Raw genomic sequence first — 25,304 nt, forward strand, 5'->3', positions numbered from 1 at the left:
ACTATCAAGTGCGCATCCGTCTTGCTACGCCCGACCGGCGATCTTTCGCCGCTCTACCGCAACCGCATGCCAGAAGGGTCGAATGTGATCTCCACATCCTGCCACTCGCTGTATTTGTCCGCCGGCAGGTCATAACCGCCGGTGCCCTGACACCGCAGGATCGCGCGCCGCGCCGCGTCATAGGCGATCCGCGTCGCCGCATCGTCGCCGCCACTGGCCGCCACCTGCCGCACGTCGCTGTTCACCTTGCCGTCCTGTCCCAGCGAAAAGCCCACCGTCATCGTCACCCGCGCCGCCTGCGATCCGGGGTCGACGTTCCAGCACCGGTTCACCGCCACGCGAAAGCCTTCGCGTTCCGACCCGGTCAGGGGCGGCCCTTGCGGCACGTTCGCCGCCTGCGCGGGCGGGGCGGCCGCCGCCGCAGCGGCCTCCAGCGCCGCCTGCACGGCGGCGTCATCGACCTGCGGCGTCGGCGCCTCGGCGGTCTCGGTCTCGACTTCCGGTGCCGGGGTAGGCGTCGGACGGTTGGGCCGCGTCTTGGGGCGCGGAATTTCCGTCAGACGGCCCTGCGGCGTTTCGGCCTCGGTCACGATCTCGGTCGCGGCCTCTTCGGGGGCGGTCTGTTCCTGCGCCTGCTCGACCACGGGCGCATCCGGGGCCGCATCGGGGCTGGCCTGCTCCTGTGCCACATCCGCAGGTGCCGCATCGGGCGGCGGCGGGGCCACCGGGTCCGGCGTGATCCGCTGCGCGGGCCGCGGCACCGGACGCGGGCTTTCGGTCAGGTTGGGGGCCGCCACGACCTCTTCGGCCGGGGGACCGGGACTGGCGGGCGCGTCGCTGATCACAGGTACCGGGTCCGGCGGCTCTGGTGCGGGCGGCGGCGGCAGATCAGGCGTGGGCGGCTGCACCACGTCAGGCGGCGGCGGCGGCGCCGCGGCCTCCTCCTGCACCGGCACCTCTGGCGCGGCTTCGGCGGCGGGTGCCGCGGGGGCTTCGGGTGGTGCCTCTGTCGGGTCGGGCGTCGTGGCCGCCACGATGGCCGCATATTCATCGGAACTGACGACGGACACCTCGCTGACCTCGAACGGCAGCGGCTCCGCGTTGAACCCCCAGCCTGCGATCAGCCAGACCAGCAGCGCCAGATGTCCTGCCGCCGAGACATATGTGCCCGTCGTCCGTTGCATGCCCTAGTTGCCCGACCCCGACAGGCCAGACCCCGTCAAAGTCGACCCCCCGATATCCGTCACAAGGCCGATGTTGGAAAAGCCCGCCGCATTCAGCGCGCCCATGACCTCTGCCACGCGGTTCCAGGCGTTGGTCCCGTCCGCGCGCAAGAAGATCCGGTCGCTGGTCCGCTCTGCCGCGATGGCCTGCAGGCGCGTGATCAGATCGGCCTCCGGCGTGTCGGTCGTCTGGATCGCGAGGCTCCCGTCGGCCTTGATCGTCACGGTCAGCGGCTCTTCCTCGTCCGATGGCAGCGCGCTCGCCGCCGTCTTGGGCAGGTCCACCGGCACGCCCACAGTCATCAAGGGGGCCGCGACCATGAAGATGATCAGCAGCACCAGCATGACGTCCACGAAGGGCGTGATGTTGATTTCCGCCATGGGCTGCGCCCGGCCCCGCCGCCGCCCCCGCCTGTTGCCCGCCTCGGCCATGGCTCAGGCGTCCAGCTGGCGCGACAGGATGGTGCTGAATTCGTCGGCAAAGGCCTCGTAGCCCGCGACGATCCGGTCCGCATCCGCGCTCAGCTTGTTATAGAAGATGACCGCCGGAATGGCCGCCATCAGGCCCAGACCCGTCGCCAGCAGCGCCTCGGCAATGCCCGGTGCGACGACGGCAAGGTTAGTGTTCTGCGCCTGCGCGATCTCGATGAAGGCGTTCATGATGCCGAAGACAGTGCCGAACAGACCGACGTAGGGCGCCACGGACCCGGTCGTCGCCAGCACGGCCAGACCCTTCTGCAGCTTGGCGGCCTCCTTGGCGATGGCCACGTCCATGCTGCGGTCGATCCGCGCCTGCGCGCCCGCGATCAGATCACCGTCCTGCCGGTGGCTGCGGCGCCATTCGGTCATGCCCGCGGCAAAAATCACCTCGGCCGCCCCCCGCGGGGCCGCGCCCACCTGATCGAACAGCTGATCCAGCGGCTCGCCGCTCCAGAAGGCATGATCGAACTGCTCGGCCGCAGCGCGGGCCTTGCGATACTGGATCGTCTTGTCGACGATGATCGACCAGCACCAGATGCTGGCGCCGATCAGCATGAACATGACGAGTTTCACGAGGATGGTCGCGTTGGCGAACATCGACCACATCGTGATGTCGGTGACTGTTTCCATGGTGCCTGCTCTGACGTTTGGCCGCTTGCGCGATCTGATTGGGCATGATTCTAGCCCATGCCGCACCAAACGCCAACGTCATTCCGCACACGATTTCGCCAAGCCGGCGGTCACCCGCTAGAGCGGCCCCCCCCGCAGCGCCGCCGGTAGCCGCACGGGGCGCCCGTCCAGCGTCATGCAGACCGCCGTGACCTCGGCCCGGAACAGCACCTGCGCCCCGCGCCGCACCTCCTGGTCAAAGACCCAGCGCACCGCGCTCTGCGCCCGGTGCGCCGTATGCACCACCAACCGGTCGTCCAGCCGCGCGGGGGCCAGATAATCCGCCACGACGCGCGTGACGACAAAGACGATGCCCGCGACATCGCGCATCTCGATCTGGTTCATCCCCAGCGCCTCGACCAGCTCCGACCGGCCCCGCTCGATATACTTCAGATAATTGGCGTAATAGACGATCCCGCCCATGTCGGTGTCCTCGTAATAGACACGCACCAAAGTTTCATGGCTCATTGCATCCGCCCCACCCGCGCCGCCACCCGCAGCGCATGGCTCGCGTCCCGCGCCACGCCGGGCAGCACCGGGTCATAGACCGCCCGCACGATCCCCGCGACCTCGGGCCGGATCACCGCCGCCCCGCCCAGCAGCGCCAGGGGCGAGGCGTCCATGAACGCCCGGTCCGACCACAACACGATCGTCTGCACCGCCTGTGACAACGCCAGCGTATCGGCACTCACCGCCGCCAGATGCGCATCCATCCGCAGAAACACGAAACAGGCCTTGATCGCGCCGCCTTCGTCGAACCGGAAGATGCGGTACTGATTGGCCTCCGCCCCCTGCAAGCGTTCGACCAAAGGCCCCAAGTCCGGCACCAGCCGGTCCAGATGCGGCACCTCCACAAGCTCCGCCCAGTCCCGGCAGAAGAACACCATCAGGTTCGCGCCCAGCTCCCAGTCCGTCTCGGCCATCCTGTGCCCGGCCAGCGCCACGACCGCCTCGATCGCGCCCTTGAAGACCGCCAGCGTCGCATCGTCCACGCCAAAGACCACCGGCACGATCGGCCGCCCCCAGCGCGCACACAGGTACGACCCGTCCCCCCGCGTGAACTTCGCCGCCACCTCTTCCGCCCCGATCGTCACCGCGCCCGTCCTCGCTTTTTCCAAAATACTACCCCCGGAGGGTCGACCATCACGCAAAGGCGCCATCGCCCTTCATTTGGCCGCATGAACACCCGCCAAAGGCTCCAGCCTCAGTCAAACAGATCACTCTCGCGCCGTGGCGCATCCAGCCCCAGATGCCGCCAGGCGTCCCGCGCCAGCATCCGCCCGCGCGGCGTCCTCTGGATCAATCCCTTCTGCAACAGATAAGGCTCGATCACATCCTCCAGCGAATCCCGGCTCTCGCTCAGCGCAGCACTCAATGTCTCGACCCCCACCGGCCCGCCGCCATAGCTCTCGGCGATCAGCCGCAGATAGCGCCGGTCGGCGTTGTCCAGCCCCAGATCATCGACCCCCATCCGGGTCAGCGCCCGGTCCGCAATCGCGCGGTCCACGGTCCCGTCGCCCTCGACAAGCGCGAAATCCACGACCCGGCGCAGCAGACGCCCGGCGATGCGCGGCGTCCCACGCGCCCGGCGCGCGATCTCGGCGGCGCCGTCAACGGTCGCAGGCGCGCCCATCAGGCGCGCGCCGCGGGTGACGATCTCGTGCAACTCACTTTCCGAATAGAACTCCAGCCGCACCGGGATGCCGAAGCGGTCGCGCAGCGGCGTGGTCAGCAGCCCCATCCGCGTCGTCGCACCGACCAGCGTGAACGGCTGCAATTCGATCCGCACGGTGCGCGCCGCAGGCCCCTCGCCGATCACCAGATCCAGCGCGAAATCCTCCAGCGCGGGATACAGCACCTCCTCCACCGCCGGGTTCAGACGGTGGATTTCGTCGATGAACAGCACGTCGTTGGGTTCCAGATTGGTCAGGATCGCGGCCAGATCCCCCGCCCGCGCCAGCACCGGGCCAGAGGTCATGCGGAACCCGACCCCCAACTCGCGCGCCATGATCTGCGCCAGCGTCGTCTTGCCCAAACCGGGGGGGCCGTGAAACAGCACGTGATCCATCGCGTCCTTGCGCATCTTCGCGCTCTCGATGAAGACGCGCAGGTTCGCCCGCGCCTCGGCCTGCCCGATGAAGGCCTCCAGCGTCTGCGGGCGCAGGGCGCGGTCGCCATCCTCGGGCAGCGGTTCGGGCCGCAATGTGGGGTCGATATCTGACATGCCCCAGCCTTACCCCTTTGGCGCCAGCAGCTTCAAGGCGGCCCGGATGACCTCGCCCGTCGCCGCCCCCGGCGTCATCGCCTCGGCCACCGCCGCCGCCGCGTCCGATGGCGCATAGCCGAGGTTCACCAGCGCCGACAACGCCTCGCCCTGCGCCGGGTTGGGTTTGACCGCAGCGCGACGCGGCTTTGCCACCGGCGCGTCCTCCTCGATCACCACGTCGTCGGCGTCGACCTCGCCGCCGCCCATCGCCATCACGCTCGGCGCCTTGTTCTTCAGCTCGATCGCCGCGCGCTGCGCGATCTTCGGCCCGACACCCTTGGCCTTGGCCAGCGCATGCCAGTCGCCAAGTGCGATCGCCTTCGACACCCCCTCCGGCCCCAGGGCGCCCAAAATCGCCAGAGAGGCCTTCGCCCCGATCCCCTGCACGCCCATCAGCAACCGGTGCCATTCCTTTTCCACCAGAGAGGTGAAGCCGAACAATTGCAGGTTATCCTCGCGCACCAGCAGATCGGTATACAGGGCCACCGCCTCGCCATTCCCCGGCAGGGCCGCCATGGTCCGGTCGCTGATATAGACCAGATACCCCACGCCCCGCACGTCGATCAGCACATGATCGGCGGCCCGGTAGTCCAGCCGCCCCGCAATCCGCCCGATCACGACGCGACCTTTGCCGCGGCCTTCGCCAGCGCCTTGTTCAGATGCCCCGCCGATTGCAGATGGTGCGCATGGCAGATGGCAATCGCCAGCGCATCCGCCGCATCCGGCCCCGCCAGCACGACGCCGGGCAGTTGCAGCCGCACCATGTGGTCGATCTGCGCCTTGGCCGCGTGGCCGACACCGACCACCGCCTTCTTGACCGCGTTGGGGGCGTATTCGCCGACCTCGATCCCCGCCTGTGCGACGACCAGCAGGGCGATCCCCCGCGCCTGCCCCAGCTTCAGCGTACCGACAGCGTCCTTGTTGACAAAGGTCTGCTCTACCGCCGCCCGGTCCGGCTGGTGCGCGATCATCACGGCGCTCAGGCCCTGATACAGGACCAGCAACCGCTCGGCCAGATTGTCGCCCAGCCCGTGGCAGATGCCGTTCGCGACATGGGCAATCCGGCTGCCCTGCACATCCACGACGCCCCACCCCATGTTCCGCAACCCCGGATCGATCCCCAACACCCGCATCTCGCCCTCGTTCTTTTCTTGTGATTGCGCCAGCGTTAGCACAAAACGCGAACGCAAACCAAGCGCCCCGTGGCCTGCGCCACCGTATCGCCACAATTGACGCCGGTTCGCGACATGCGGCACGCCGGTTCCGACGCCCACAAATCGCGCCAAATGCCTTTTTTCATGGCATTCTAAAAACGCATAAGAGGTGTGCATTTATCGGGGGTAGTGGTCGCGCGGTCGGGTGGCTAGGTGGCAGTCATCACCGCAATCGCCGCGGATCGCGGCAAATATATTTTTCAGGAGCCATTCCATGGCATCGCTTAACTCGACCCGCATGAACCCCGCCCTGACCGGCGGCATGACGTCCGGCCTCTTTACCGCCCTCGTCTCCCGTCTGGGGGCCTGGAACGACGCGCGCATCACGCGCAAGTCACTGTCCCAGCTGTCCGCCCGTGAACTCGACGACATCGGCCTGTCCTACGGCGACATCAACGACGTCGCCTCGGGTGGCCTGCGCCGCTAAGGCCAGCCCTGCGACCGACACAGACAAATGCCGCGCCCGGATCACTCCGGCGCGGCATTTCCATGTCCAGTCCTGCGCCAGCGCGATCCCCGCGACCGCGCGCGGACCTTAACCCTGCACCAGCCGGATCACCCGCGCCACGGCGATCGAGGCCGGATCCGGCTGCATGACCCAGGCACCGGCCCGCTCCAGCGGGCGTCCTTCGGCCAGCATGGTCAGCTTCTCGGTGTAGGTCGGCGCATCGAATGTCGCCATCAGCAGGGCCTTGAACCCCAGACCCACCACCAGCGCAAGGCAGAGGCCACGCCACGGAAATGCCAGCGTCGCGGCGTGCGGACACGGCACGATCAGGTTGTCTCCGTTCAAAATCAGATCGTAGCCGCCGGCCAGCTTGCGCCGGTGCCGCATGATCCGTCCAATGCGAAGTTCAAAAGGCTTGTGCTCAAGTGCCATGACAGTCTCCAGAGGCCCCCACCTCTCGGGACTAAAACTGTCGTCGAATTGTGGCAATTTCAAGGCACGCCGCAATTCGGTACCGATTTTCGCCTTATTTGGTCAGGGTTAGCGTCGTCCAGTCAACAATGCTGTCGCGACGCACCTCATTGAACCCGGCGCGTGCATAAACCTCTGACACCGCGTCCGCCTGTTCGTTCAGAATCCCCGACAGAATCGCTGTGCCACCCGTTTGCGTGGCCCGCGCCATGTCGTCCGCCAGCGCGATCAGCGGCCCTTTCAGGATATTGGCAAAGACCAGATCGAAAGGCGCCGCCGCCGCAAGTTCCCCAGCGTCAAAGCCCGCCGCCACGACGCAGCGCACCCGGCCCTCCAGCCCGTTCGCCGCCACGTTGACCGTCGCGACCTCGACCGCCGTGGGGTCGATGTCCGACGCCAGCACGACGTTCGGACTGACATGCGCAGCCGCCATCGCCAGCACCGCTGTCCCGCAGCCTACATCGATGACGTTTTGCGGCACGAACCCTGCCTCGACCATGCGGTCGAAGGCCAGCAGACAGCCCAGCGTCGTGCCGTGATGCCCGGTGCCAAAGGCCATCGCGGCCTCGATCAGCAACGGCACGCGCCCAGCCGGCACCTTGTCCGCATCGTGGCTGCCATAGACAAAAAAGCGCCCCGCATCGACGGGCGGCAGATCGCGCCGTACCTTGGCGACCCAATCCTCGTCCGGCACGTCAGAGACGTTGAAGTCCTTGACCCCATGCACCATCGCCAGCACCGCCAGCCCCGCCCGGTCCGGCGGGTCGGTGAAATAGGCGGCCACCTCGAACAGGCCGGACCCGTCCTCGACCTCGAAGACGCCGATGCCCGTGGGCTCCGGCTGCAACGCCTCAAGTGCGGCGGCCAGCCCTTCGGCCACCTCGCGTCCCATCGTCGTCGTCAATGCGGTATAGGTTGTCATGGCGCCTGTCTCCTGTCCTTGGCGCCAGTTAGGCGCAAGCGGGCAAGGCGTCAAATGCGAAAGGCCCCGGCGTGTCCCGCCGGGGCCTTGTCATGGGTCAGGCGTTCACGCCGATCGGGCAGGTGACGCCGGTGCCACCGATCCCGCAATAGCCGTTGGGGTTCTTCGCCAGATACTGCTGGTGATAGCCTTCGGCAAAGTAGAACGCAGGCGCATCCTTGATCTCGCTCGTGATGGCACCATAACCGGCCGCCGTCAGGCGCGGCTGGAACGTCTGCTTGCTGGCCTCTGCCGCCGCCAACTGGTCGGCCGTGGTAGCATAGATGCCGGACCGGTACTGCGTGCCCGCATCGTTGCCCTGCCGCATGCCCTGGGTCGGATCGTGACCTTCCCAGAAAACCTGCAGCAGGTCGTCATAGCCGATCTTCGCAGGATCATAGACGACGCGCACGACCTCGTTATGGCCGGTCTTGCCGCTGCAGACCTCTTCATAGGTGGGGTTCGGCGTATAGCCCCCGGCATAGCCGACGGCGGTCGTCGTGACACCGTCCAGCTTCCAGAACATCCGCTCGACGCCCCAGAAACAGCCCATCCCGAAGATCGCGACCGCGTGCCCTGCGGGAACATCGTGGATCGGCGTATCGAGGACAAAGTGCATCTTTTCGGTCGGGATCGCCTGATCGCGGCCCTTCAGGGCATTCTCGGGGGTGACCATCTCTGATTCGGCGCGGGACATGAAGAACATGTGAAAATCTCCTGTTCGGGGTGCAGGCACAATATAGGCGTTCTTCACCGCAATGCCACGCCGCAACACGCCTTTGTCGCAGGTCCCCTTGCGACCGTCACGCGGGTGTGACCAACTGTGGCACGACGCCCACCCATCCGCAGGACAGTTCCATGACGATCACGTCGCGTACCGGCACCCACCTCACCGTTCTCGTGATGCTGGGTGTGTCGCACTTGCTGAACGACATGATGCAATCCCTGATCCCTGCAGCTTACCCGATCCTCAAGGAAAGCTACGCCCTCGACTTCGTGCAGATCGGCATGATCACCCTGACGTTCCAGATCGCGGGGGCCCTGCTGCAACCGGTCGTCGGCCTGATCACCGACAAGCGCCCCGCCCCCTATTCGCCCGTCGCGGGCATGATGTTCACCCTCTCGGGCCTCGTCTGCCTCGCCTTCGCGCAAAGCTACGCAATGATCCTCGCCTCCGTGGCGCTGATCGGCGTCGGGTCGTCCATCTTCCACCCCGAGGCGACGCGCATGGCCCGCTACGCCGCAGGCTCCCGCCAGGGCCTCGCCCAGGGCATCTTCCAGGTCGGTGGACAGGCCGGCGGCGCGCTCGGTCCCGTCGCCGCGGCCCTGATCATCGTGCCCTGGGGCCAGCCCAGCCTTGCGGCCTTCGCCGTCTTCGCCCTGCTGGCGATGCTGCTTCTGGCCTGGATCGGCAGCCAGCAGCGCAGCATCAGCGCCGCCTTCGCCGCCCGCCGCGCCAGCCAGGGCGCAACCCATGCCACACCCAGCCACGGCACCCGCACCATCGCGATCAGCCTGGTCGTGCTCACCTTCCTGATGTTCACCAAGAACACCTACGGCGAAAGCTTCCGCTCCTTCTACACCTTCTACCTGATCGACCGCTTCGGCCTCTCGATCCCCGCCAGCCAGATGATGCTCTTCGTCTTCCTGCTCGCCGCCGCCGTCGGTGTGCTGATCGGCGGCATCGTCGGCGACCGGATCGGACGCCGCCGGATCATCTGGTTCTCGGTCCTCGGCCCGCTGCCGCTCACCCTCATCCTGCCCTACGCCGACCTCTTCTGGACCGGCGTGCTGACGGTGATGATCAACCTGATCATGGCCAGCGCCTTCGCCGCGATCCTGATCTACGCGATGGACTTGCTGCCCGATCGCATCGGCCTGATCGGCGGCCTCTTCTACGGGCTGAACTTCGGCCTCGGCGGTGTCGCCGCCGCGATCCTCGGCGTGCTGGCCGAAAGCTACGGCGTGCAGTCGGTCTACCGCATCTGCGCCTTCCTGCCGCTCGCGGGCCTGCTCATCTGGTTCCTGCCCAAGATCGAGGAACCCCGCACCTCCTGACCCCGCCCAAACTGACCGAGGCCGCAGGGGACGGTAGGCGGGGCGCCTTCGGGCGCTAGCCCGAACAGCGTCGTCTCACCGTCCTGCTGCATTTTCACTGCTGTCACAGGACCTCATCTGCCGTTGCGTCCTGCCCTCATCCTCAGCCCGCACCCGTTAAAAAACCGTTCAAAATGACATAATATGTATCGCATGCGAAACATTTGATGTTTGAAATGTATTTCGCCCGTCAGTAAAAGCTTTGCGGATCGATATCGATCGCCATCCGTAGATCACCCCGCAGCCTGAACTGCGCCGCCCATTCCGCCAGTGCGGCCTGCAACGGCGCGCTCTTCTCGGCCTTCACCAGCAACCGTACCCGGTGCCGCCCCCGGATCCGCGCGATGGGTGCGGGTGCCGGGCCGAACACCTGCGCCCCGATCCGCCGCAACGGTCCGTCCTGCCGCGCCATCGCCGTGCCCAGATCAAAGACCTCCTGCACATTCGTGGACGACAGCACGATCCCCGCCATGCGACCGTAAGGCGGCACGCCTGCCGCGCGGCGCTCGGCGGCCTCGGCGGCCCAGAACGCCTCCTCGTCGCCGGCCACGATCGACCGGATCACCGCATGTTCCGGCTGATAGGTCTGCAACAGCGCCTCGCCGGGCGCCTCCGCCCGGCCCGCACGTCCCGCCACCTGCCGCATCAGCTGAAACGTCCGCTCCGCCGCGCGCAGGTCCGATCCCTGCAATCCAAGGTCCGCATCGATCACGCCCACCAGCGTCAGCTTGGGAAAGTTGTGCCCCTTCGCCACCAGCTGCGTGCCGATGATGATGTCCGTACCGCCCGCCGCAATCTCTGCGATATGCGCCTTCATCGCGCGGGCAGAGCCATAAAGGTCCGAGCTCAGCACCGCCACCCGCGCCTCTGGGAACAGCGCCTGCACCTCTTCGCCCATCCGCTCGACGCCCGGGCCGACGGCGCTCAACTTACCCTCGACCTGACAATGGGGACAGACCGTGGGCATCGGCTTCGTGGCACCGCATTGGTGGCACATCAGCCGCTTCAGGAACCGGTGCTCCACCATGCGCGCGTCGCAGTCGTCGCAGCCGATCTGGTGCCCGCAGGCCCGGCACAGGGTCACCGGCGCATACCCGCGCCGGTTCAGGAACACGAGGCTCTGCTCCCCCTTCTCCAGTCGGTCGCGCATCGCCGCGCGCAGGGTCGGCGACACCCAGCGCCCGCCCGGCAAATCCTCGGCCCGCATGTCGATAGCGCTCATCTTCGGCATCACCGCCGCCCCGAACCGGGACGTCAGTTCCAGCCTGCGATACTTGCCCGCCTCCACATTGGCCCAGCTCTCAAGGCTCGGCGTTGCACTGGCCAGCACCACTTGCGCGCCACAGCCCGCCGCCCGCAGCACCGCCATGTCGCGGGCGTTATACAACACCCCGTCCTCCTGCTTGTAGGACGTGTCGTGCTCCTCATCGACGACGATCAGCCCCAGATCGCGGTAGGGCAGAAACAGCGCCGACCGCGCCCCCACGACAAGGTCCGCATCCCCCTGCCCCACCATCCGCCAACAGCGCCGCCGTTCCGTCTGGGTCACGCCGGAATGCCACTCGGCGGGGCGTTGCCCGAACCGCGCCTCGACCCGGTCGAGGAATTCGCCCGTCAGCGCGATCTCCGGCAGCAGCACCAGCGCCTGCCGCCCGGCCCGCAGGCAGGCGGCAACCGCCTCCAGATAGACCTCAGTCTTGCCGGATCCGGTCACACCCTTCAGCAGCGTCGTGCCGTAAACACCGGACGCCACCGCCGTGGCCAGCACCGCAGCCCCCGCCGCCTGATCGGGTGTCAGTTCTTTACCGCCGTGACCCGGGTCCAGCTTCGGATAGGCGGTGTCGCGCGGCGCGTCCTCCTCGGATACCGCCCCCAGCTTGACCATCCCCTTGACGACCGAGGTGCCGACCCCCGCCATCTCGGCCAGTTCCTTCAGCGTGAACGACAGCCCGCCGTAGTCCCGCAACACCTCCAGCACGGCCCGGCGCGCGTCCGTCATCCGGTCCGGTTCCGACGCGCCCAGACGATAGACCTTTCGCGTGCCCGGCGCGTCACCCATCCCCGGCGACCGCGTCGCCAGCCGCAGCATCGCGTCAAGCGGTGTCAGGGTATAGTCAGCCGCGCGGCTCAGGAACGTGCGCATATCGTCGCGCATGGGCGCCACGTCCAGCACACGCAGGACCGGCCGGACCTTGGCATAGTCGAAATCGCCCGCCCCCGGCCCCCAGACCACGCCAAGGATCCGCCGCGGCCCCAAAGGCACCTCGACAAAGGCACCGGTAAAGCAGCCGCCTTCGGGCGCCTTGTAATCCAGCACGCGCCCCAGCGGTTGCGTCGTCAGGACACCGACCAGTTCGCCTTCAGTGAAATGCGATTGCGCCATATCGGCCTTTTCAGGGTTTCACCCCTCAGGTAGACTCCCCGCATCCGAACGCCAACCCGTAGGGCGCCGCGACAGCCGAAGTTTTTCAACCCAAGCCCGGCCCGCGCCAGCGCCGTTAACAACTGGGCCACAGCAGCAACAGACACGACCCCTTGCACGACACCGACACTTTCAGGGCGAAATCAGGCAATAGACCTGCTAGCCTTTCACAAAACAAACAAGAGCAGGCACATGAGCAGCACACCCCTGATGGATACCTCCGTCCGCGACCGCATCATTGCGGACCCTGAACTTCTGCTGGAGGATCAGGACATCATGCGCGCCCTCGTCGGCGCCAACGACAGCGCCATGGGCGGCAATATCGTCGATCTGCGCGGCATCGCGATGGAGCGTCTGGAATCCCGCCTCGATCGGCTGGAAGACACCCACCGCAGCGTCATCGCCGCCGCCTACGAAAACCTCGCTGGCACCAACCAGGTCCACCGCGCCGTGCTGCGCCTGATGGACGCGACCCGGTTCGAGACTTTCCTGCGCGACCTCGCCGGCGAGGTAGCCGACACCCTGCGCGTTGACGTGATGCGCCTCGTGCTGGAAAGTGAGTCCGACGGCGACGATCCCGCGATCCGCCAGCTGGGCGAAGTCCTCAGCGTCGGGCGCCCCGGCTTCTGCGACAGCTACATCAGCCGCGACCGCGACATCCCCGTGCGCGCCGTCACCCTGCGCCAGGTCCAGAACCACGGCGCCGAAGTCTACGGCGAGAAATCCGACTACGTCCGCTCCGAGGCCTGCCTGAAGCTCGACCTCGGCACCGGCCGCCTGCCCGGCATGCTGGTCATGGGATCAGAGGATCCGCATCTGTTCACCCCGCAGCAGGGCACCGACCTGCTGACCTTCTTCGGCGGCGTGTTCGAGCGTAGCATGCGCCGCTGGCTGACGGCGGGCACATGATCGCGCCCCAGCTGACCGATGCGCTGAACGGCTGGCTGGATCACTGCGCCGCGCTGAACGACGCGGCCGACAACACGATCACCGCCTACCGCGCCGATGTCATGGGCTTCATGGCGTTCATGCAGGTCCACCACGGCGACGCGGTGGGCCTCGGCCCGCTCGCGCGTATCACGACGGGCGACATGCGCGCCTGGATGGCCCACGAACGCGGCCGCGGCGTGGGCGCGCGGTCGCTGGCCCGCAGCCTCTCGGCCGTCAAGACGTTCTACCGCTGGCTGTCGGACCGCGAAGGGTTCGAGCCGACCGCCGTGCTGACGATCCGCAGCCCGAAGTTCACGAAAAAGCTTCCCCGCCCGCTGGAAGAACCCGCCGCCCGCGCGATGATCGACCGCGTCGAATGTCAGGCGAGCGAGCCCTGGGTCGCCGCCCGCGACACTGCTGTCGTCACGGTGCTCTACGGCTGCGGGCTGCGGATTTCCGAGGCGCTCTCGCTCACCACCCGGCAAAGCCCCCTGCCCGCGACCCTGCGGATCACCGGCAAGGGCGGCAAGGACCGCATGGTTCCCGTCATCCCCGCCGCCCGCGCCGCCGTCGCGGCCTATGTCGCAGTGTGCCCGCACGATCTGACCGACGGCGGCCCGCTGTTCCGCGGCGTGCGCGGCGGCGCCCTGAATCCGCGCGCCATCCAGAAGGTGATGGAGATGTCGCGCCTGCAACTCGGCCTGCCCGCCACCGCCACACCGCACGCCATGCGCCACAGCTTTGCCACGCACCTGCTGACCGCCGGCGGCGATCTGCGCAGCATTCAGGAACTGCTGGGCCACGCCAGCCTGTCCACGACGCAGGCCTATACCTCCGTCGACGCCGCCCGCCTGATGGAGGTCTACGACGCGGCCCACCCGCGCGCGTAACCCCCTTCCGTCGCAAAAGGCCCCCCAGCGCACAGTCGGGACCCTGTCCGAATGATTGCCGGGGCCTCCGCCCACAGGTCGCCGCGTCTTCCTCGCTTTTTCGAAAAATACTCCCGCCGGAGGCTCCAGCCTTCACAACCCGTGCGACCGCCCGTAACCTGCGCGGAACCCCAGCCGAAAGCGCCCCGATGACGATCTCCCAGAAGGCTCTCGCCGTTCACCTGCTGACCGCCACGGGGGCCGTCTTTGCGATGCTGGCCATGCTGGCGGCGGTGGATCACGAATGGGCGTTGATGTTCCTGTGGCTCGTCGTCGCCTTCTTCGTGGACGGGATCGACGGCCCGCTGGCGCGGCGCTACGATGTGGGCACCAACGCCGCGGAATTCGACGGCGTGCTGCTCGACCTGATCATCGACTACCTGACCTATGTCTTCATCCCGGCCTACGCGCTCTACGGCTCCGGCCTGATGGATGGCTGGTCGGGCTGGGCCGCGATCATCATCATCACCTATGCTTCAGCGATGTATTTCGCCGACACCCGGATGAAGACGACGGACTACAGCTTTTCCGGCTTTCCGGGATGCTGGAACATGCTGGTGCTGGTGCTGTTCGCGATCCGGCCGGACTGGTGGGTCTGTCTGGGACTGGTTGCGGTGCTGGCTGTCACCATGTTCGTGCCGGTGAAATTCGTCCACCCGGTCCGCACGCAGCGCTGGCAGGCCGTGACCCTGCCGATGGCGCTGGGATGGGTCGTCTTCGCCGGCTGGGCGGCCTGGGTGAATTTCGATACAGGCTCATGGGCGCATTACGGTCTGATCGTGACCTCGGTCTACCTGACGCTGGCGGGGGCCGCACAGCAGGTCGTCTACGGGCGCGAGGGCTAGAGCCGCGTCAGCACCACACCCGCCACGATCAGCAGGGCGGCGATGGCCTTCTGGCGGCCCATGACCTCTTTGAAGAAGCGCCAGCCGATCAGGACGGCAAACAGGATCGACGTCTCGCGCAGGGCGGCGACAAGGGCGATGGGCGCCTGCGTCATGGCCCAGACGACGATGCCGTAGGCCGCGAACGAGCAGGCCCCCGCCACCAGTCCGATGCCCCAGACCCGGCCCGCGCGCGGCACCACCGCCCGGCCCCGCAGCCCGAGGATGACCGGCACGTAGAAGACCGCTGCCGCGATGAGCAGCCAGCCGGTGTAGCCCACCGGATCGCCGCCGATCCGCGCCCCGATCCCGTCGGTCAGCGTGTAGGCGGCCGTCGCACAGGCAGAGCCTGCGGCGAAGGGCAGCATCCGGCGGCTTTCGCCGCTGGTGAAGACGCCCCGCGCCATGACCGCCAGCCCCGCGCCCAGCAGCAGGACGCCCGCCACCTCGGTCCCCGTCACGGGGTCGAGGGCCGCGATCAGGCTGACCGCGAGAACGATCATCGGCGCGCCGCCTCGGGCCAGGGGATAGACGCGGGACAGGTCGCCCTGTTCGTAGGCATAGGCAAGGAAGAGTTGATAGGCCGTGTGGATCATGCCGGAGGCCGCAATCCAGACCCAGACCTCTGCCCCGGGCCAAGGTCGCGTGGCGACGACGCAGAGGCCGGTCAGCGCATTGCCCAGCGTCAGGACCAGCATGGCGGTCTGCTTGTCCGTCCCGCTGCGGATCAGCGCGTTCCAGACCGCGTGCAGCACTGCCGCCGCCAGCACCGCAAGAAAGACCGCCCATGTCATATCAGCAGACCCGCCGCCCCTTCCAGCCGCAGCAGGGCGACCTTGTCCTCGATCCCGCGGGGACCGGAAAACCCGCCAAGCCCCTGCGCGCCCAGCACCCGGTGACAGGGAATCACGATCGGGATCGGGTTGGCCCCGCAGGCCTGACCGATCGCCTGCGCGCTGACGCCCAGCGTGGCGGCAAGGTCGCCATAGGTGCGGGTCTCGCCGTAGGGGATGTCTGTCAGTGCGGTCAGGAAGGCGCGCTGGAACGGCGTGCCCGTGATGCAGAGCGGCACGGTAAACCGGGTCAGCGTACCCGCGAAATAGGCGGCGAGTTCCGTCCCCAGCCGGTCGGCCAGCGGGCCATACGTCAGCGTGCCCGGTCCCCAGCACAGGCGGATGATGCCATCGTCCGACGCATCGGCACCGAGCGGGCCAAGGGGGCTGTCGTAAAGGCTGTGCGGCGCGGCGGGCATCTGGCGGGGTCCGGTCTGTGCCGTGGCGCAGCCTGTTTCGGGATGTTTCCCTGCAGGGCCGCCACGGTGTCGGGCCCTTGTATGTCGAAGCCGTGACATCAGGCAATCCACGATGGCAGGCCGTGGCCCGCCATCGTGTCTGGCTTACTGGTCGACCGTGACCTGCACCGACTGGGTCTGCAGGCTGACCGGGCCGAAGCTGGAGAAGAAAGAGACCTCTGCCGCGTCGAGACCGACGCCGATGCGGGCGATCTGGTTGGCGGCGGCCATGCCCGTCGCATCGACGAGGTGCCATGTGCCGTCGAGGTAAACCTCTGCCACCGCATGGAAATCCTGCGGGGTGACGTAGGGCGCGTAGACGCTGACGAAGCGCGCGGGGATGGCCGAGGCGCGGGCGAGTGCGATCATCACATGGGCGTAGTCGCGGCAGACGCCCTGACGCTGCACGAAGGTATCGAGGGCCGTGGTCTGGGCATTGCTGGACCCCGGAACGTATTGAAACCGCTCGAAGATCCAGTCGCGCATCTGGGCGATGCGCGCGCCGCCGCTGCTGTCACCGAATTCGGCGGCGACGAAATTCTGCAGCTCGTCCGATTGACAATAGCGCGAGGGCATCAGGTAGCGGATCGCATCGCTGGGCAGCTGGTGCGGCGGAACCGCAGGCAGCAGGGCGATGTCCAGCGCCGGGCGGTCGACCGCGACACGGGCGGTGTAATTGCATTCGAAGTCCTTCTCGACCCGCACCAGCGTCCGCTCACCCAGACCTTCCTCGGCCGAGACGGTGGCGCGGTGGAGCGTGTCGCTGATCACGATTTCCTCGTGGATCACGCGCTGGTCGGCAAAACTGGGCACGGTGATCTGCAGGATGATGTCCGTGGCGGATTGCACCGCGTAGTGCAGCTGCACGCCGATCTGAAGTATCATGGGGTCATCCTTTAACGGGGCCGGTCCATGCCGCCCTTTTGCGTCGCGTCATGCGGACGGTCGCAAACACCGCAGAGGGCCAAGAGTTCCCCCGCGCCATGGCGATACGGCGATGTCCCGCCGGTTGAAGGGAGGGTCTGCCGCGGCCGGGTGTTGAAAGGGCCAAGTGAACGCAGGGCGCGGCGCCCGGGGGCGGGGCCGCGCCCTTTTGCTACTTGATGATCGTTTCCGGTCCCATGACCGAGTTGGGCAGGTAGGTCGACAGGATCGGGATGTAGGTGATCATGATGAGGAACACGAAGAGCACGGCGAGGAACGGCAGGGCCGCGCGCACGACGGCCATCATCGGCATATTCGCCACACCCGATGTGACGAAGAGGTTCAGGCCGACGGGCGGTGTGATCATCCCGATTTCCATGTTCACCACCATGATGATGCCAAGGTGGATCGGGTCGATGCCCAGCTGGATCGCGATCGGGAAGACCAGCGGTGCCACGATGACGATCAGGCCCGAGGGTTCCATGAACTGGCCACCGATCAGCAGGATCACGTTGACCACGATCAGGAAGGTGATCGGCGTGAGGCCCGCGCCCAGCATCGCGTTGGCGATGTGCTGCGGCACCTGCTGGTCGGTCAGCACCTGTTTGAGGATCAGCGCGTTGGCGATGATGAACATCAGGGTGACGGTCAGCTTGGCGGATTCGAACAGGGTCGCGCGGGTGTCGCGGTGGAAGAAGGCCGTGACGATCGCCACCGGCTTGCGCCACAGCGGCAGCGGGCGGCGGCCATCGGTGCCCGCCAGAGGTCCCATGTCGCGGTAGATGAAGGAGGCCACGAAGAAGGCGTAGACGGCGGCGACGGCCGCGGCCTCGGTCGGGGTGAAGGCGCCGCCTTTCCAGTAGATGCCGAAGGGCTGCAGGCTGATCCAAGGGTGGCCGTAGATGCCGCCCATGATGATGACGATCAGGCCAAGCCCCCAGAGTGCGTCGCGGAAGCTGTCGCCGACCTCGGCCCAGCCGGCCCATTCGCCTGCGGGCATGTTCTTGACCTTGGCCATGACGTAGATCGTGATCATCAGCATGACACCGGCGAGCAGGCCGGGGATGACGCCCGCGAGGAACATGCGCCCGACGCTGACGTCGGTGGCAGAGGCGTAGACGACCATGACGATGGACGGCGGGATCAGGATACCGAGCGTGCCTGCGTTACAGATGACGCCGGCGGCGAAATCCTTGGTATAGCCTGCCTTGGTCATCGCCGCGATCACGATGGAGCCGATGGCGACCACGGTGGCGGGGCTTGATCCGGAGAGGGCGGCAAAGATCATGCAGGCCAGAACGCCCGCGATGGCGAGGCCACCCTGCAGGTGGCCGACGCAGGCGATGGCGAAGCGGATGATGCGCTTGGCCACGCCGCCCGTCGACATGAAGCTGGAGGCCAGGATGAAGAACGGGATCGCCAGCAGCGTGTAGTGCCCGGCCATCGCCTGATAGATCGCCTGCGCCACGGCGGCGAGCGAGGTTTCGGAGAACCAGAGCTGGAACAGGATCGAGGCGAGGCCCAGCGACACGGCGATGGGCATGCCGATCAGCAGAAAGCCGATGATCAGAACGAAAAGAAGGAGGACTTCCATGGATCAGTTATCCCTGTTCAGAAGGGCGGCCTCGGCCACGGCGTCTTCGGCTTCGTGTGAGACGATCAGGCTCGGCGACCGGTCGGTCCAGATGCGCCAGACGGCCTGCACGATGCGGAACAGGATCAGCACGGCGGCGACAGGCAACATGGTGTAGGGCACCAGACGCGGCATCTTGGAATATTCGTCGGTCAGGATCTGGCCGCCCTGTTCGTAGGAGTTGAACGTGGTTTCGAGCCAGGTCTTGAACCATTCGAACGGGATCGGGATCTGGTCAGTCTCGAAATAGCTTTGGCTGCGGGCGGACATGTCGAAACCGGTGGGAAACCAGCGGCCCGAGGTCGGCGGCAGGTCGGCGAAGGGCGCCCAGTAATCGTAAGCGCCTTTGAGGAACAGCAGCGCGTAGGCGATGCAGAGCACGCCCGCGATCAGCGCCACGGTCTTGCGCGGACCGGGCGACAGGATGTTGGTGACGGCATCGACGCCCAGATGTGAGGTGACCTTGAAGGCGTAGGCGATGCCGAATAGCACGAGCCAGGCGAAGAGGGTCAGCACGACTTCGAGGCTCCAGATGATGGAGTGGTTGAAGCCGTAGCGCAGGACCACGTTCACGAAGGTTAGAAGGGTCATCACGCCCAGCAGGGCCGAGATGATGGTTTCCTCGATGCCGTTGACAAGGGCCCCGACCGGTCCCCGCGCCTCGTAATGCTGGCTCATCTGCCCTGCCCCGCTGATGGAATGGTGAAACGGCCCGGACGGAAGTCCGGGCCGTGAAGGGTGCCGCAGGTCCGGCGACGGACGCCCGACCTGCGCGCGGATTACATGCTTTCGTTGATCTTCTGGGCGGCGTCGATGTTCTCTTGACCGACTTCGTCAGCGAACTGCGTCCAGACGGGCATCATCACGTCGACCCAGTCCTGACGCTGTTCGGGTGTCAGTTCCACGATCTTGCTGCCCGCATCGAGGATCGCCTGACGCGCCTCGAGGTCGACTTGCGTCACGGCGGCGTTCCGTTCCGTCGTCACTTCGTCGAGGATGGTCAGGAACTGGTCCTTCACCGCAGGGTCAAGGCTGTCGAGGAAGTCGGTGGAGGTCACGACCATGTAGTCGATGATGCCGTGGTTGGTCTCGGTGATGCCGTCCTGCACCTCGAAGAACTTCTGGCCGTAGATGTTGGACCAGGTGTTTTCCTGACCGTCGACGACACCGGTCTGCAGCGCGCCGTAGACCTCTGAGAAGGCCATCGGCTGTGGGGATGCGCCCAGCGCCTGGAACTGTGCGACCAGCACGTCGGAGGGCTGCACGCGGAACTTGAGGCCGTTGGCGTCGGTGGGTTCGATCAGCGGCTTGTTGGCCGAGATCTGCTTCATGCCGTTGTGCCAGTAGCCCAGACCCTGCAGGCCGCGACGCTGCATCATGTCGAGCATTCCCTGACCGGTGTCGGAGGCCTGGAAGGCGTCGACGGCATCGATGTTCTTGAACATGAAGGGCAGGTCGAACAGGCGGTAGGCCTTGGTGATCGATTCGAACAGCGACAGGGACGGTGCGGCCAGTTGCACGTCACCGCGCAGCAGCGCCTCAATGACCTGCTCGTCGGTGTAGAGCGTGGAGTTCGGGAAGACCTCCATGCACATGGTGCCGTTCATCTCTTCGTTGATGCGGTCCATCAGCAGCTGGGCGGCGATGCCCTTGGGGTGCTTGTCGGTGTTGGTGACGTGGCTGAACTTGACGACGGTCTCGCCGGCGTCGCAACCCGCACCCTGTGCCAGTGTCGCGGTCGCCGCAATGGACATCGCGGCCGCAAAGGCTGCGGTTTTCAGGAAAGTCATGCTGTCTCCTCCCAGAGATCGATTATGGGGTTTCGGTCGGATGCCGAAATGGTTGAACCGTCCTACACCATTGGGCAGGTCAGGCAAGGCGCTTTTGATGCGCAGGATCACATTGTCGCGCAATTCCGTTGCGCCAGAGAAGGCTCTGCACGCTTAGGTGGATGAGGCGGCCGCATCATCGCGCGGCGGCATGCCGGTGATGGCGCGCAGGCGGGCGGCGGCGGTGTCCAGACTGGTGATTTCCGCATCGGCGCCGCACATTTCGGCCACATCGGGCGCATCGAGGATCTTGCCCGCCAGCACGAAGGGCGCGACGGGGGCGACGATGCGCAGGCCGATCACCAGACGCGTCAGGGTTTCCAGATCGCGGATCGCGTTGGCCACGATCACGACGGCTGCAAAGCGGGTCGTGTCCGCGCGCGCCACGATGCTGTCGTGATCCTCGCCCACGGCAAGGTCGACCTCCCACCCGTCGCGGCGAAAGAGGTCGGCAGCCATTTCACTGGCCAGCGTATGGGAATCGCCGGGCAGGACGGCCAGCAGGATGCGACGGGTGTCTTCGCCCTGCGGGCCGTCGCGGTCCAGAACATAGCGCAACCCCCGGATGATCCGGAACAGACGGCCCGAGGCCATCGTGACCTCGGCAAAGGAAATCTCGTCCTCTTCCCATTGCGCGCCCAGATGACGGGCGGCGGCGGCGATGTAGGACAGATAGATCGTATGGGCGGAACTGCCGGCGCGACGCAGGTTGCGGATGAACCGTTCGGCGGATTCGTCGTTGGTCGCGGTCAGGGTGCTGCAGAAGCGGACGATGTCACCCTGGCTGGGGCCGTCGGTGCCTTCGCCGTAGCGCGGCAGGCGGAAGGCGAGGCGGCGGACGACTTCCCTTGCGACATTGCTGACGGCGGTTTCGGGCAGATGGGTCTGGAGTTTTTCGAATTGCAGATGGGCCTGCGCCCAGGCCACCTGATCAAGGTCGTCATTTTCGCGCTGCTGGCGTGCCATATGACAGCCCCCGTTCTGGTGTTCCCCCCCGACCGGATCCCGTTGAAAGAGCGTGGCGGCGACTCTTCGGTATCCGATCGTATGCATAGGCTAGCACTACAATCGGAAGGGAGGCTGCGTCAGAACGTCGCAACCCATCTTGCGGCGGAACATCGCAGGCCCCAAGGTGGCGCCCATGCAGACCTTTGTCCAGTCGCCGACCGACCCCGCCTTTGTGCAGAATCCCTATGCAACTTATGCGCGCATGCGGGCGATGGGACCGCTGGTCCGGTGGACCGATTACGACATGGCCTGCGCCACCGATCACGCCACGGTCAGCGCCGTGCTGCGCGACCGGCGCATGGGGCGTCAGGTGCCGGGCGAGCTTGCCCCAGCGGCCGATCCGGCGCGCGCCGGGTTCGATGCGGTCGAGGCGCATTCGATGCTGGAACGGGACGGCGCCGATCACGCGCGGCTGCGGGGTGCGGTGCTGCGGTCGTTCACCAGCCGCAGCATCGCCGGTCTGGCGCCGGGGATCCGGGCGCTGTGCCATGATCTGATCGACCGGTTTCCCGCGGGCGACGTCGACCTGCTGGCGGTCTATGCGCGGCCCGTGCCGGTCATCACCATCGCGCGGCTGCTGGGCGTGCCCGAGGCGGCGGCGGCGGACCTGCTGCGCTGGTCCAATGCCATGGTGACGATGTATCAGGCGCGCTTGACGGCCGACATCATGGCCGGGGCCGAGGCGGCGACGGCGGATTTCACCGCCTTCCTGCGCGACCATCTGGCGACAAAGCGCCGCAAGCCGCGGGACGACCTGATGTCGACCCTGATCGCGGCCGAGATGTCGGAGGCGGAGTTGATCAGCACCTGTATCCTGCTGCTGAACGCGGGCCACGAGGCCACGGTGCATACGCTGGGCAACGGCGTCGCCACGATGCTGGCGACGGGCCTGCAGCGGTCTGATGCGGCGGCGGTCGAGGAGGTCATGCGGTTCGATCCGCCGCTGCACATGTTCACGCGCTGGGTGCATCAGGATTGCACGGTCGCGGGCGCGGAGTTCCGGCGCGGCGACCGGATCGCCTGCCTGCTGGGGTCTGCGAACCGGGATGCGGCGGTCTGGGACCGCCCGGAGGTTTTTGATCCCGACCGCGCGGGGCCGGCTCATGTGGCCTTTGGCGGCGGCGTGCATTTCTGCGTCGGCGCGCCGCTGGCGCGGATGGAATTGCAGATCGCGCTGGAGGTGCTGTGGGAGAGGTGCCCGGCGTTGGCACTGGCGGAGCGCCCGGTTTATGCGGACGTCTATCATTTCCATGGGCTGGAGCGGTTGATGGTGCGGGACGCCTCCCGCGGGGGAGTATTTTGAAAAAAGCGAGGATGAGCGGGGGTGGGGTCAGAGCGGCAGTGCGATGGTGGACTTGATCTCCTCCATCGAGAGGAGTGCGGTGACGTTGTGGACCTTCACCTCTGAAATCAGGGCCTGGTAGAAGGTGTCGTAGGCGCGGGCGTTGGCGACGCGGACCTTGAGGATGTAGTCGATGTCGCCGGCGAGGCGGTGCGCCTCCTGCACCTCTGGCCGGGATTTCAGGGCTTTAAGGAAGCGCTGTTGCCAGTCGCTGTCGTGTTCGCTGGTGCGGATCAGCACGAAGAAGCAGGCGTCGAACCCCAGCGCCTCGGCGTCGAGGACCACGGTGGTCTGGCCGATGACGCCCGCTGTGCGCAGCTTGCGGATGCGATTCCAGACAGGCGTCTTGGAAGAGCCGACTTCGGCGGCGATGTCGTCGAGGGACTGGCTGGCATCGCGCTGCAGGGCTGCGAGAATCTTCCGGTCTGTGTCGTCGATGCGGACTGTCATTTCGGTTTTCCCCGAGGCGCTGGAATGTTGGTGCGTTTGCCGGACCGGCGAGGAACGCTTGTTCTTATCTAGCGGCACCCGTAGTCAAAAACCAGAACAATGTTCTATATTGAAGGGCAGTAAGGGAGCCTTCGGTATGGATCATTTTCCAGTCTTCATGGCGGTCGCGGGGCGGCGGATCGTGGTGTCCGGCGGCGGTGAGGCCGCATTGGCCAAGCTGCGGCTGATCCTGAAGACGACGGCGCATGTGACCGTGGTGGCGGCGGAGGCAGCACCCGAGATCCATCGCTGGGCCGCCGCGGGGCGTCTGACGCTGATCGCGCGCGCGATGGAGCCGGGCGATGCGATTTGTGCCGTGCTGTTCTATGCTGCGAACGAGGACGATGTCGAGGACGCGCGGGTGGCCGCACTGGCGCACCGCGACGGGGCGCGGGTCAATATCGTGGACAATCTGGCCGACAGCCAGTTCATCACCCCCGCCATCGTCGACCGCGACCCAGTCGTCATCGCGATCGGCACCGAAGGGGCCGCACCGGTGCTGGCGCGGCGGATCAAGCGCGATCTGGAAGAGCGGCTGCCCGCAGGGCTGGGTCTGCTGGCGCGGATCGGCAAGACCTTTCGCGCGGCGGCGGACGTGTTGCCCATGGGCGTGAAGCGGCGCAATTTCTGGGCGGCGTTCTATGACCAGGTCGGGCCGCAGGCGGTCGAGGCCGGTGGAGAAGCGGCTGTCGTCCCCGCGCTGGAGCGGTTGCTGGACGAGACTCTGCACGCGACCGAGAAGGCCGGGCACGTCGATCTGGTCGGGGCCGGTCCGGGCGATCCGGACTTGCTGACGCTGAAGGCGCGCAGTGCCTTGGATGTGGCGGATGTGGTGATTTACGACCGGCTGGTGAGCCGCGAGATATTGGAACTGGCGCGGCGCGAGGCGGTGATGATCGACGCAGGAAAAGAAGGCTTTGGCACGTCGATGGCGCAGGCCGACATTGACGCGTTGATCGTGGAACATGCACTGAAGGGTGCACATGTCGTGCGGCTGAAATCCGGCGATCCGACGGTCTTTGGCCGGCTGGACGAGGAGATCGACGCGCTGGAAGCGGCCGGGATTTCGTGGCGGATCGTGCCGGGGATCACGGCGGCGAGTGCAGCTGTGGCGAGCATCGGGCAGAGCCTGACGCAGCGCGGGCGCAACGCCTCGGTCCGGTTCATGACCGGGCACGACACCAAGGGGTTTGCCGACCATGACTGGCGGGTGCTGGCGCGGCCGGGCGAGGTTGCAGCGATCTACATGGGCAAGCGGGCGGCGCGGTTCATCCAAGGGCGGCTGCTGATGCACGGCGCCGATCCCGCGACCCCGGTGACGGTGATCGAGAACGCGTCGCGGTTGAGCCAGCGCGTGCTGGCGACGACGCTGGCGGAGCTTGAGCCGACACTGACCGAAGCGGGCCTGACCGGCCCTGCCCTGACCTTTCTGGGACTGGCCCCGCGCGATGCGGTGGCCGCCTCGCAGACCATGAAAATCGAGGAGTTTGCCTGATGGCGAAAGCATTCACACCCAAGGTCGTCACGGCGAATGCGCTGCTGGAGGGCGACGCGGTCTGGCTGACCGAGGACGACCGCTGGACCCGCGACATCGCGGAGGCGGAGCTGCTGACCGACGAGGCGCATGCGGACCTGCGCCTGATGGAAGCGCAATGGCGGCAGGACGAGATCGCGGGGGCCTATCTGGCCGATGCGGTGGCGACCGACAATGGCCCGGAGCCCACGCATTTTCGCGAGGACTTCCGCACGCGCGGGCCGTCCAACTATTTCCACGGCAAGCAGGCAGAGCAGTAA

General features: G+C 66.7%; 28 protein-coding genes. 8 read left to right on the plus strand and 20 right to left on the minus strand.

Annotated elements, in window-relative coordinates:
* Nucleotides 1–53: 53 nt before the first annotated feature.
* The 8 genes from GLR48_RS00290 to ruvC form a co-directional block, all read right to left on the minus strand.
* Nucleotides 54–1,184, minus strand: coding sequence for an energy transducer TonB (locus GLR48_RS00290; RefSeq protein WP_237057666.1), 1,131 nt, complete (start codon nt 1,182–1,184; stop codon nt 54–56).
* A gap of 3 nt (nt 1,185–1,187) precedes the next feature.
* Nucleotides 1,188–1,655 carry a protein TolR gene (gene tolR / locus GLR48_RS00295; protein WP_237057667.1) on the minus strand — a complete coding sequence of 156 codons (468 nt, stop codon included), beginning with the start codon at nt 1,653–1,655 and terminating at the stop codon, nt 1,188–1,190.
* Between the two features lie 3 nt (nt 1,656–1,658).
* On the minus strand, nt 1,659–2,333 hold the full coding sequence (gene tolQ / locus GLR48_RS00300; RefSeq protein ID WP_237057668.1) for a protein TolQ: 675 nt from the start codon (nt 2,331–2,333) through the stop codon (nt 1,659–1,661).
* A 117-nt stretch (nt 2,334–2,450) separates the two neighbouring features.
* Entirely contained in the window at nt 2,451–2,840 is a 390-nt protein-coding gene (gene ybgC, locus GLR48_RS00305) for a tol-pal system-associated acyl-CoA thioesterase (RefSeq protein WP_237057670.1), read from the minus strand.
* Complete coding sequence (locus tag GLR48_RS00310; RefSeq protein ID WP_442915732.1) at nt 2,837–3,466, minus strand: hypothetical protein; 630 nt, start codon at nt 3,464–3,466, stop codon at nt 2,837–2,839. Before GLR48_RS00310 ends, ybgC begins: the two co-directional genes overlap by 4 nt.
* 110 nt (nt 3,467–3,576) lie before the next feature.
* Nucleotides 3,577–4,596 carry a Holliday junction branch migration DNA helicase RuvB gene (gene ruvB / locus GLR48_RS00315; RefSeq protein WP_237057672.1) on the minus strand — a complete coding sequence of 340 codons (1,020 nt, stop codon included), beginning with the start codon at nt 4,594–4,596 and terminating at the stop codon, nt 3,577–3,579.
* A gap of 9 nt (nt 4,597–4,605) precedes the next feature.
* Nucleotides 4,606–5,256 (minus strand): Holliday junction branch migration protein RuvA, encoded by a 651-nt coding sequence (gene ruvA / locus GLR48_RS00320; protein WP_237057674.1) that lies wholly within the window; start codon nt 5,254–5,256, stop codon nt 4,606–4,608.
* Nucleotides 5,253–5,771, minus strand: a complete 519-nt coding sequence (gene ruvC, locus GLR48_RS00325; RefSeq protein WP_237064271.1) for a crossover junction endodeoxyribonuclease RuvC — start codon at nt 5,769–5,771, stop codon at nt 5,253–5,255. The genes ruvA and ruvC overlap by 4 nt, the downstream gene beginning before the upstream one ends.
* Nucleotides 5,772–6,066: 295 nt before the next feature.
* Between ruvC and GLR48_RS00330 the strand changes: the two genes are divergently transcribed.
* Complete coding sequence (locus GLR48_RS00330) at nt 6,067–6,279, plus strand: DUF1127 domain-containing protein (RefSeq protein WP_237057676.1); 213 nt, start codon at nt 6,067–6,069, stop codon at nt 6,277–6,279.
* A 108-nt stretch (nt 6,280–6,387) separates the two neighbouring features.
* Here GLR48_RS00330 and GLR48_RS00335 read toward each other — a convergent pair whose 3' ends face one another.
* The 3 genes from GLR48_RS00335 to msrA all read right to left on the minus strand — a co-directional run bounded on the left by GLR48_RS00335 (nt 6,388) and on the right by msrA (nt 8,438).
* Nucleotides 6,388–6,732, minus strand: a complete 345-nt coding sequence (locus GLR48_RS00335) for a hypothetical protein (protein WP_237057678.1) — start codon at nt 6,730–6,732, stop codon at nt 6,388–6,390.
* Between the two features lie 94 nt (nt 6,733–6,826).
* Nucleotides 6,827–7,693, minus strand: a complete 867-nt coding sequence (locus GLR48_RS00340) for a 50S ribosomal protein L11 methyltransferase (RefSeq protein ID WP_237057680.1) — start codon at nt 7,691–7,693, stop codon at nt 6,827–6,829.
* Between the two features lie 97 nt (nt 7,694–7,790).
* Nucleotides 7,791–8,438: a peptide-methionine (S)-S-oxide reductase MsrA gene (gene msrA, locus GLR48_RS00345; RefSeq protein ID WP_237057682.1), complete on the minus strand. Its 648-nt coding sequence runs from the start codon at nt 8,436–8,438 to the stop codon at nt 7,791–7,793.
* 152 nt (nt 8,439–8,590) lie between these two features.
* Here msrA and GLR48_RS00350 point away from each other — a divergent pair, with 152 nt between their 5' ends.
* Complete coding sequence (locus GLR48_RS00350; protein ID WP_237057684.1) at nt 8,591–9,790, plus strand: MFS transporter; 1,200 nt, start codon at nt 8,591–8,593, stop codon at nt 9,788–9,790.
* A gap of 229 nt (nt 9,791–10,019) precedes the next feature.
* Here GLR48_RS00350 and GLR48_RS00355 read toward each other — a convergent pair whose 3' ends face one another.
* The gene (locus GLR48_RS00355; protein WP_237057686.1) at nt 10,020–12,212 is read right to left on the minus strand and encodes a primosomal protein N'; all 2,193 of its coding nucleotides are present in this window, start codon (nt 12,210–12,212) and stop codon (nt 10,020–10,022) included.
* Between the two features lie 231 nt (nt 12,213–12,443).
* On the opposite strand from GLR48_RS00355, the gene GLR48_RS00360 reads away from it, so the two are divergent.
* The 3 genes from GLR48_RS00360 to GLR48_RS00370 all read left to right on the plus strand — a co-directional run bounded on the left by GLR48_RS00360 (nt 12,444) and on the right by GLR48_RS00370 (nt 14,955).
* Entirely contained in the window at nt 12,444–13,160 is a 717-nt protein-coding gene (locus GLR48_RS00360) for a DUF484 family protein (RefSeq protein ID WP_237057688.1), read from the plus strand.
* Nucleotides 13,157–14,071 (plus strand): tyrosine recombinase XerC, encoded by a 915-nt coding sequence (locus tag GLR48_RS00365; protein WP_237057690.1) that lies wholly within the window; start codon nt 13,157–13,159, stop codon nt 14,069–14,071. The genes GLR48_RS00360 and GLR48_RS00365 overlap by 4 nt, the downstream gene beginning before the upstream one ends.
* A gap of 188 nt (nt 14,072–14,259) precedes the next feature.
* Nucleotides 14,260–14,955, plus strand: coding sequence for a CDP-alcohol phosphatidyltransferase family protein (locus tag GLR48_RS00370; protein ID WP_237057692.1), 696 nt, complete (start codon nt 14,260–14,262; stop codon nt 14,953–14,955).
* Here GLR48_RS00370 and GLR48_RS00375 read toward each other — a convergent pair.
* From GLR48_RS00375 to GLR48_RS00405, 7 genes are all read right to left on the minus strand, one after another.
* Nucleotides 14,952–15,788 (minus strand): DMT family transporter, encoded by an 837-nt coding sequence (locus GLR48_RS00375; RefSeq protein ID WP_237057694.1) that lies wholly within the window; start codon nt 15,786–15,788, stop codon nt 14,952–14,954. The two genes, GLR48_RS00370 and GLR48_RS00375, sit on opposite strands and share 4 nt — an antisense overlap.
* Nucleotides 15,785–16,246 carry a methylated-DNA--[protein]-cysteine S-methyltransferase gene (locus GLR48_RS00380; RefSeq protein ID WP_237057696.1) on the minus strand — a complete coding sequence of 154 codons (462 nt, stop codon included), beginning with the start codon at nt 16,244–16,246 and terminating at the stop codon, nt 15,785–15,787. The genes GLR48_RS00375 and GLR48_RS00380 overlap by 4 nt, the downstream gene beginning before the upstream one ends.
* 144 nt (nt 16,247–16,390) lie before the next feature.
* Entirely contained in the window at nt 16,391–17,170 is a 780-nt protein-coding gene (locus GLR48_RS00385; RefSeq protein WP_237057698.1) for a transglutaminase-like domain-containing protein, read from the minus strand.
* Nucleotides 17,171–17,381: 211 nt separating this feature from the next.
* A complete protein-coding gene (locus GLR48_RS00390) occupies nt 17,382–18,803 on the minus strand; it encodes a TRAP transporter large permease (protein WP_237057700.1) in 1,422 nt (473 codons plus the stop codon).
* 3 nt (nt 18,804–18,806) lie between these two features.
* Nucleotides 18,807–19,520: a TRAP transporter small permease gene (locus GLR48_RS00395; RefSeq protein WP_237057701.1), complete on the minus strand. Its 714-nt coding sequence runs from the start codon at nt 19,518–19,520 to the stop codon at nt 18,807–18,809.
* Between the two features lie 101 nt (nt 19,521–19,621).
* Nucleotides 19,622–20,632: a DctP family TRAP transporter solute-binding subunit gene (locus GLR48_RS00400; RefSeq protein WP_272911354.1), complete on the minus strand. Its 1,011-nt coding sequence runs from the start codon at nt 20,630–20,632 to the stop codon at nt 19,622–19,624.
* Between the two features lie 153 nt (nt 20,633–20,785).
* Nucleotides 20,786–21,637: a cobalamin B12-binding domain-containing protein gene (locus tag GLR48_RS00405; protein ID WP_237057703.1), complete on the minus strand. Its 852-nt coding sequence runs from the start codon at nt 21,635–21,637 to the stop codon at nt 20,786–20,788.
* Between the two features lie 175 nt (nt 21,638–21,812).
* On the opposite strand from GLR48_RS00405, the gene GLR48_RS00410 reads away from it, so the two are divergent.
* Nucleotides 21,813–22,982, plus strand: a complete 1,170-nt coding sequence (locus GLR48_RS00410) for a cytochrome P450 (RefSeq protein ID WP_237057704.1) — start codon at nt 21,813–21,815, stop codon at nt 22,980–22,982.
* 27 nt (nt 22,983–23,009) lie between these two features.
* Here GLR48_RS00410 and GLR48_RS00415 read toward each other — a convergent pair whose 3' ends face one another.
* On the minus strand, nt 23,010–23,471 hold the full coding sequence (locus GLR48_RS00415) for an Lrp/AsnC family transcriptional regulator (RefSeq protein WP_237057706.1): 462 nt from the start codon (nt 23,469–23,471) through the stop codon (nt 23,010–23,012).
* A 136-nt stretch (nt 23,472–23,607) separates the two neighbouring features.
* On the opposite strand from GLR48_RS00415, the gene cysG reads away from it, so the two are divergent.
* Together cysG and GLR48_RS00425 are read left to right on the plus strand one after the other, a co-directional pair.
* Nucleotides 23,608–25,005, plus strand: a complete 1,398-nt coding sequence (gene cysG / locus GLR48_RS00420) for a siroheme synthase CysG (protein WP_237057708.1) — start codon at nt 23,608–23,610, stop codon at nt 25,003–25,005.
* On the plus strand, nt 25,005–25,304 hold the full coding sequence (locus GLR48_RS00425; protein WP_237057710.1) for a DUF2849 domain-containing protein: 300 nt from the start codon (nt 25,005–25,007) through the stop codon (nt 25,302–25,304). Before cysG ends, GLR48_RS00425 begins: the two co-directional genes overlap by 1 nt.

Source organism: Loktanella sp. M215 (assembly GCF_021735925.1).
Lineage (GTDB): Bacteria > Pseudomonadota > Alphaproteobacteria > Rhodobacterales > Rhodobacteraceae > Loktanella.

Bases quoted from the DNA above. Each gene is read 5' to 3' on its own strand.
- GLR48_RS00290 (WP_237057666.1), bottom strand. From the start codon at position 1,184: ATGCAACGGACGACGGGCACATATGTCTCGGCGGCAGGACATCTGGCG.
- tolR (WP_237057667.1), bottom strand. From the start codon at position 1,655: ATGGCCGAGGCGGGCAACAGGCGGGGGCGGCGGCGGGGCCGGGCGCAG.
- tolQ (WP_237057668.1), bottom strand. From the start codon at position 2,333: ATGGAAACAGTCACCGACATCACGATGTGGTCGATGTTCGCCAACGCG.
- ybgC (WP_237057670.1), bottom strand. From the start codon at position 2,840: ATGAGCCATGAAACTTTGGTGCGTGTCTATTACGAGGACACCGACATG.
- ruvB (WP_237057672.1), bottom strand. From the start codon at position 4,596: ATGTCAGATATCGACCCCACATTGCGGCCCGAACCGCTGCCCGAGGAT.
- ruvC (WP_237064271.1), bottom strand. From the start codon at position 5,771: ATGCGGGTGTTGGGGATCGATCCGGGGTTGCGGAACATGGGGTGGGGC.
- GLR48_RS00330 (WP_237057676.1), top strand. From the start codon at position 6,067: ATGGCATCGCTTAACTCGACCCGCATGAACCCCGCCCTGACCGGCGGC.
- GLR48_RS00335 (WP_237057678.1), bottom strand. From the start codon at position 6,732: ATGGCACTTGAGCACAAGCCTTTTGAACTTCGCATTGGACGGATCATG.
- GLR48_RS00340 (WP_237057680.1), bottom strand. From the start codon at position 7,693: ATGACAACCTATACCGCATTGACGACGACGATGGGACGCGAGGTGGCC.
- msrA (WP_237057682.1), bottom strand. From the start codon at position 8,438: ATGTTCTTCATGTCCCGCGCCGAATCAGAGATGGTCACCCCCGAGAAT.
- GLR48_RS00350 (WP_237057684.1), top strand. From the start codon at position 8,591: ATGACGATCACGTCGCGTACCGGCACCCACCTCACCGTTCTCGTGATG.
- GLR48_RS00355 (WP_237057686.1), bottom strand. From the start codon at position 12,212: ATGGCGCAATCGCATTTCACTGAAGGCGAACTGGTCGGTGTCCTGACG.
- GLR48_RS00360 (WP_237057688.1), top strand. From the start codon at position 12,444: ATGAGCAGCACACCCCTGATGGATACCTCCGTCCGCGACCGCATCATT.
- GLR48_RS00365 (WP_237057690.1), top strand. From the start codon at position 13,157: ATGATCGCGCCCCAGCTGACCGATGCGCTGAACGGCTGGCTGGATCAC.
- GLR48_RS00370 (WP_237057692.1), top strand. From the start codon at position 14,260: ATGACGATCTCCCAGAAGGCTCTCGCCGTTCACCTGCTGACCGCCACG.
- GLR48_RS00375 (WP_237057694.1), bottom strand. From the start codon at position 15,788: ATGACATGGGCGGTCTTTCTTGCGGTGCTGGCGGCGGCAGTGCTGCAC.
- GLR48_RS00380 (WP_237057696.1), bottom strand. From the start codon at position 16,246: ATGCCCGCCGCGCCGCACAGCCTTTACGACAGCCCCCTTGGCCCGCTC.
- GLR48_RS00385 (WP_237057698.1), bottom strand. From the start codon at position 17,170: ATGATACTTCAGATCGGCGTGCAGCTGCACTACGCGGTGCAATCCGCC.
- GLR48_RS00390 (WP_237057700.1), bottom strand. From the start codon at position 18,803: ATGGAAGTCCTCCTTCTTTTCGTTCTGATCATCGGCTTTCTGCTGATC.
- GLR48_RS00395 (WP_237057701.1), bottom strand. From the start codon at position 19,520: ATGAGCCAGCATTACGAGGCGCGGGGACCGGTCGGGGCCCTTGTCAAC.
- GLR48_RS00400 (WP_272911354.1), bottom strand. From the start codon at position 20,632: ATGACTTTCCTGAAAACCGCAGCCTTTGCGGCCGCGATGTCCATTGCG.
- GLR48_RS00405 (WP_237057703.1), bottom strand. From the start codon at position 21,637: ATGGCACGCCAGCAGCGCGAAAATGACGACCTTGATCAGGTGGCCTGG.
- GLR48_RS00410 (WP_237057704.1), top strand. From the start codon at position 21,813: ATGCAGACCTTTGTCCAGTCGCCGACCGACCCCGCCTTTGTGCAGAAT.
- GLR48_RS00415 (WP_237057706.1), bottom strand. From the start codon at position 23,471: ATGACAGTCCGCATCGACGACACAGACCGGAAGATTCTCGCAGCCCTG.
- cysG (WP_237057708.1), top strand. From the start codon at position 23,608: ATGGATCATTTTCCAGTCTTCATGGCGGTCGCGGGGCGGCGGATCGTG.
- GLR48_RS00425 (WP_237057710.1), top strand. From the start codon at position 25,005: ATGGCGAAAGCATTCACACCCAAGGTCGTCACGGCGAATGCGCTGCTG.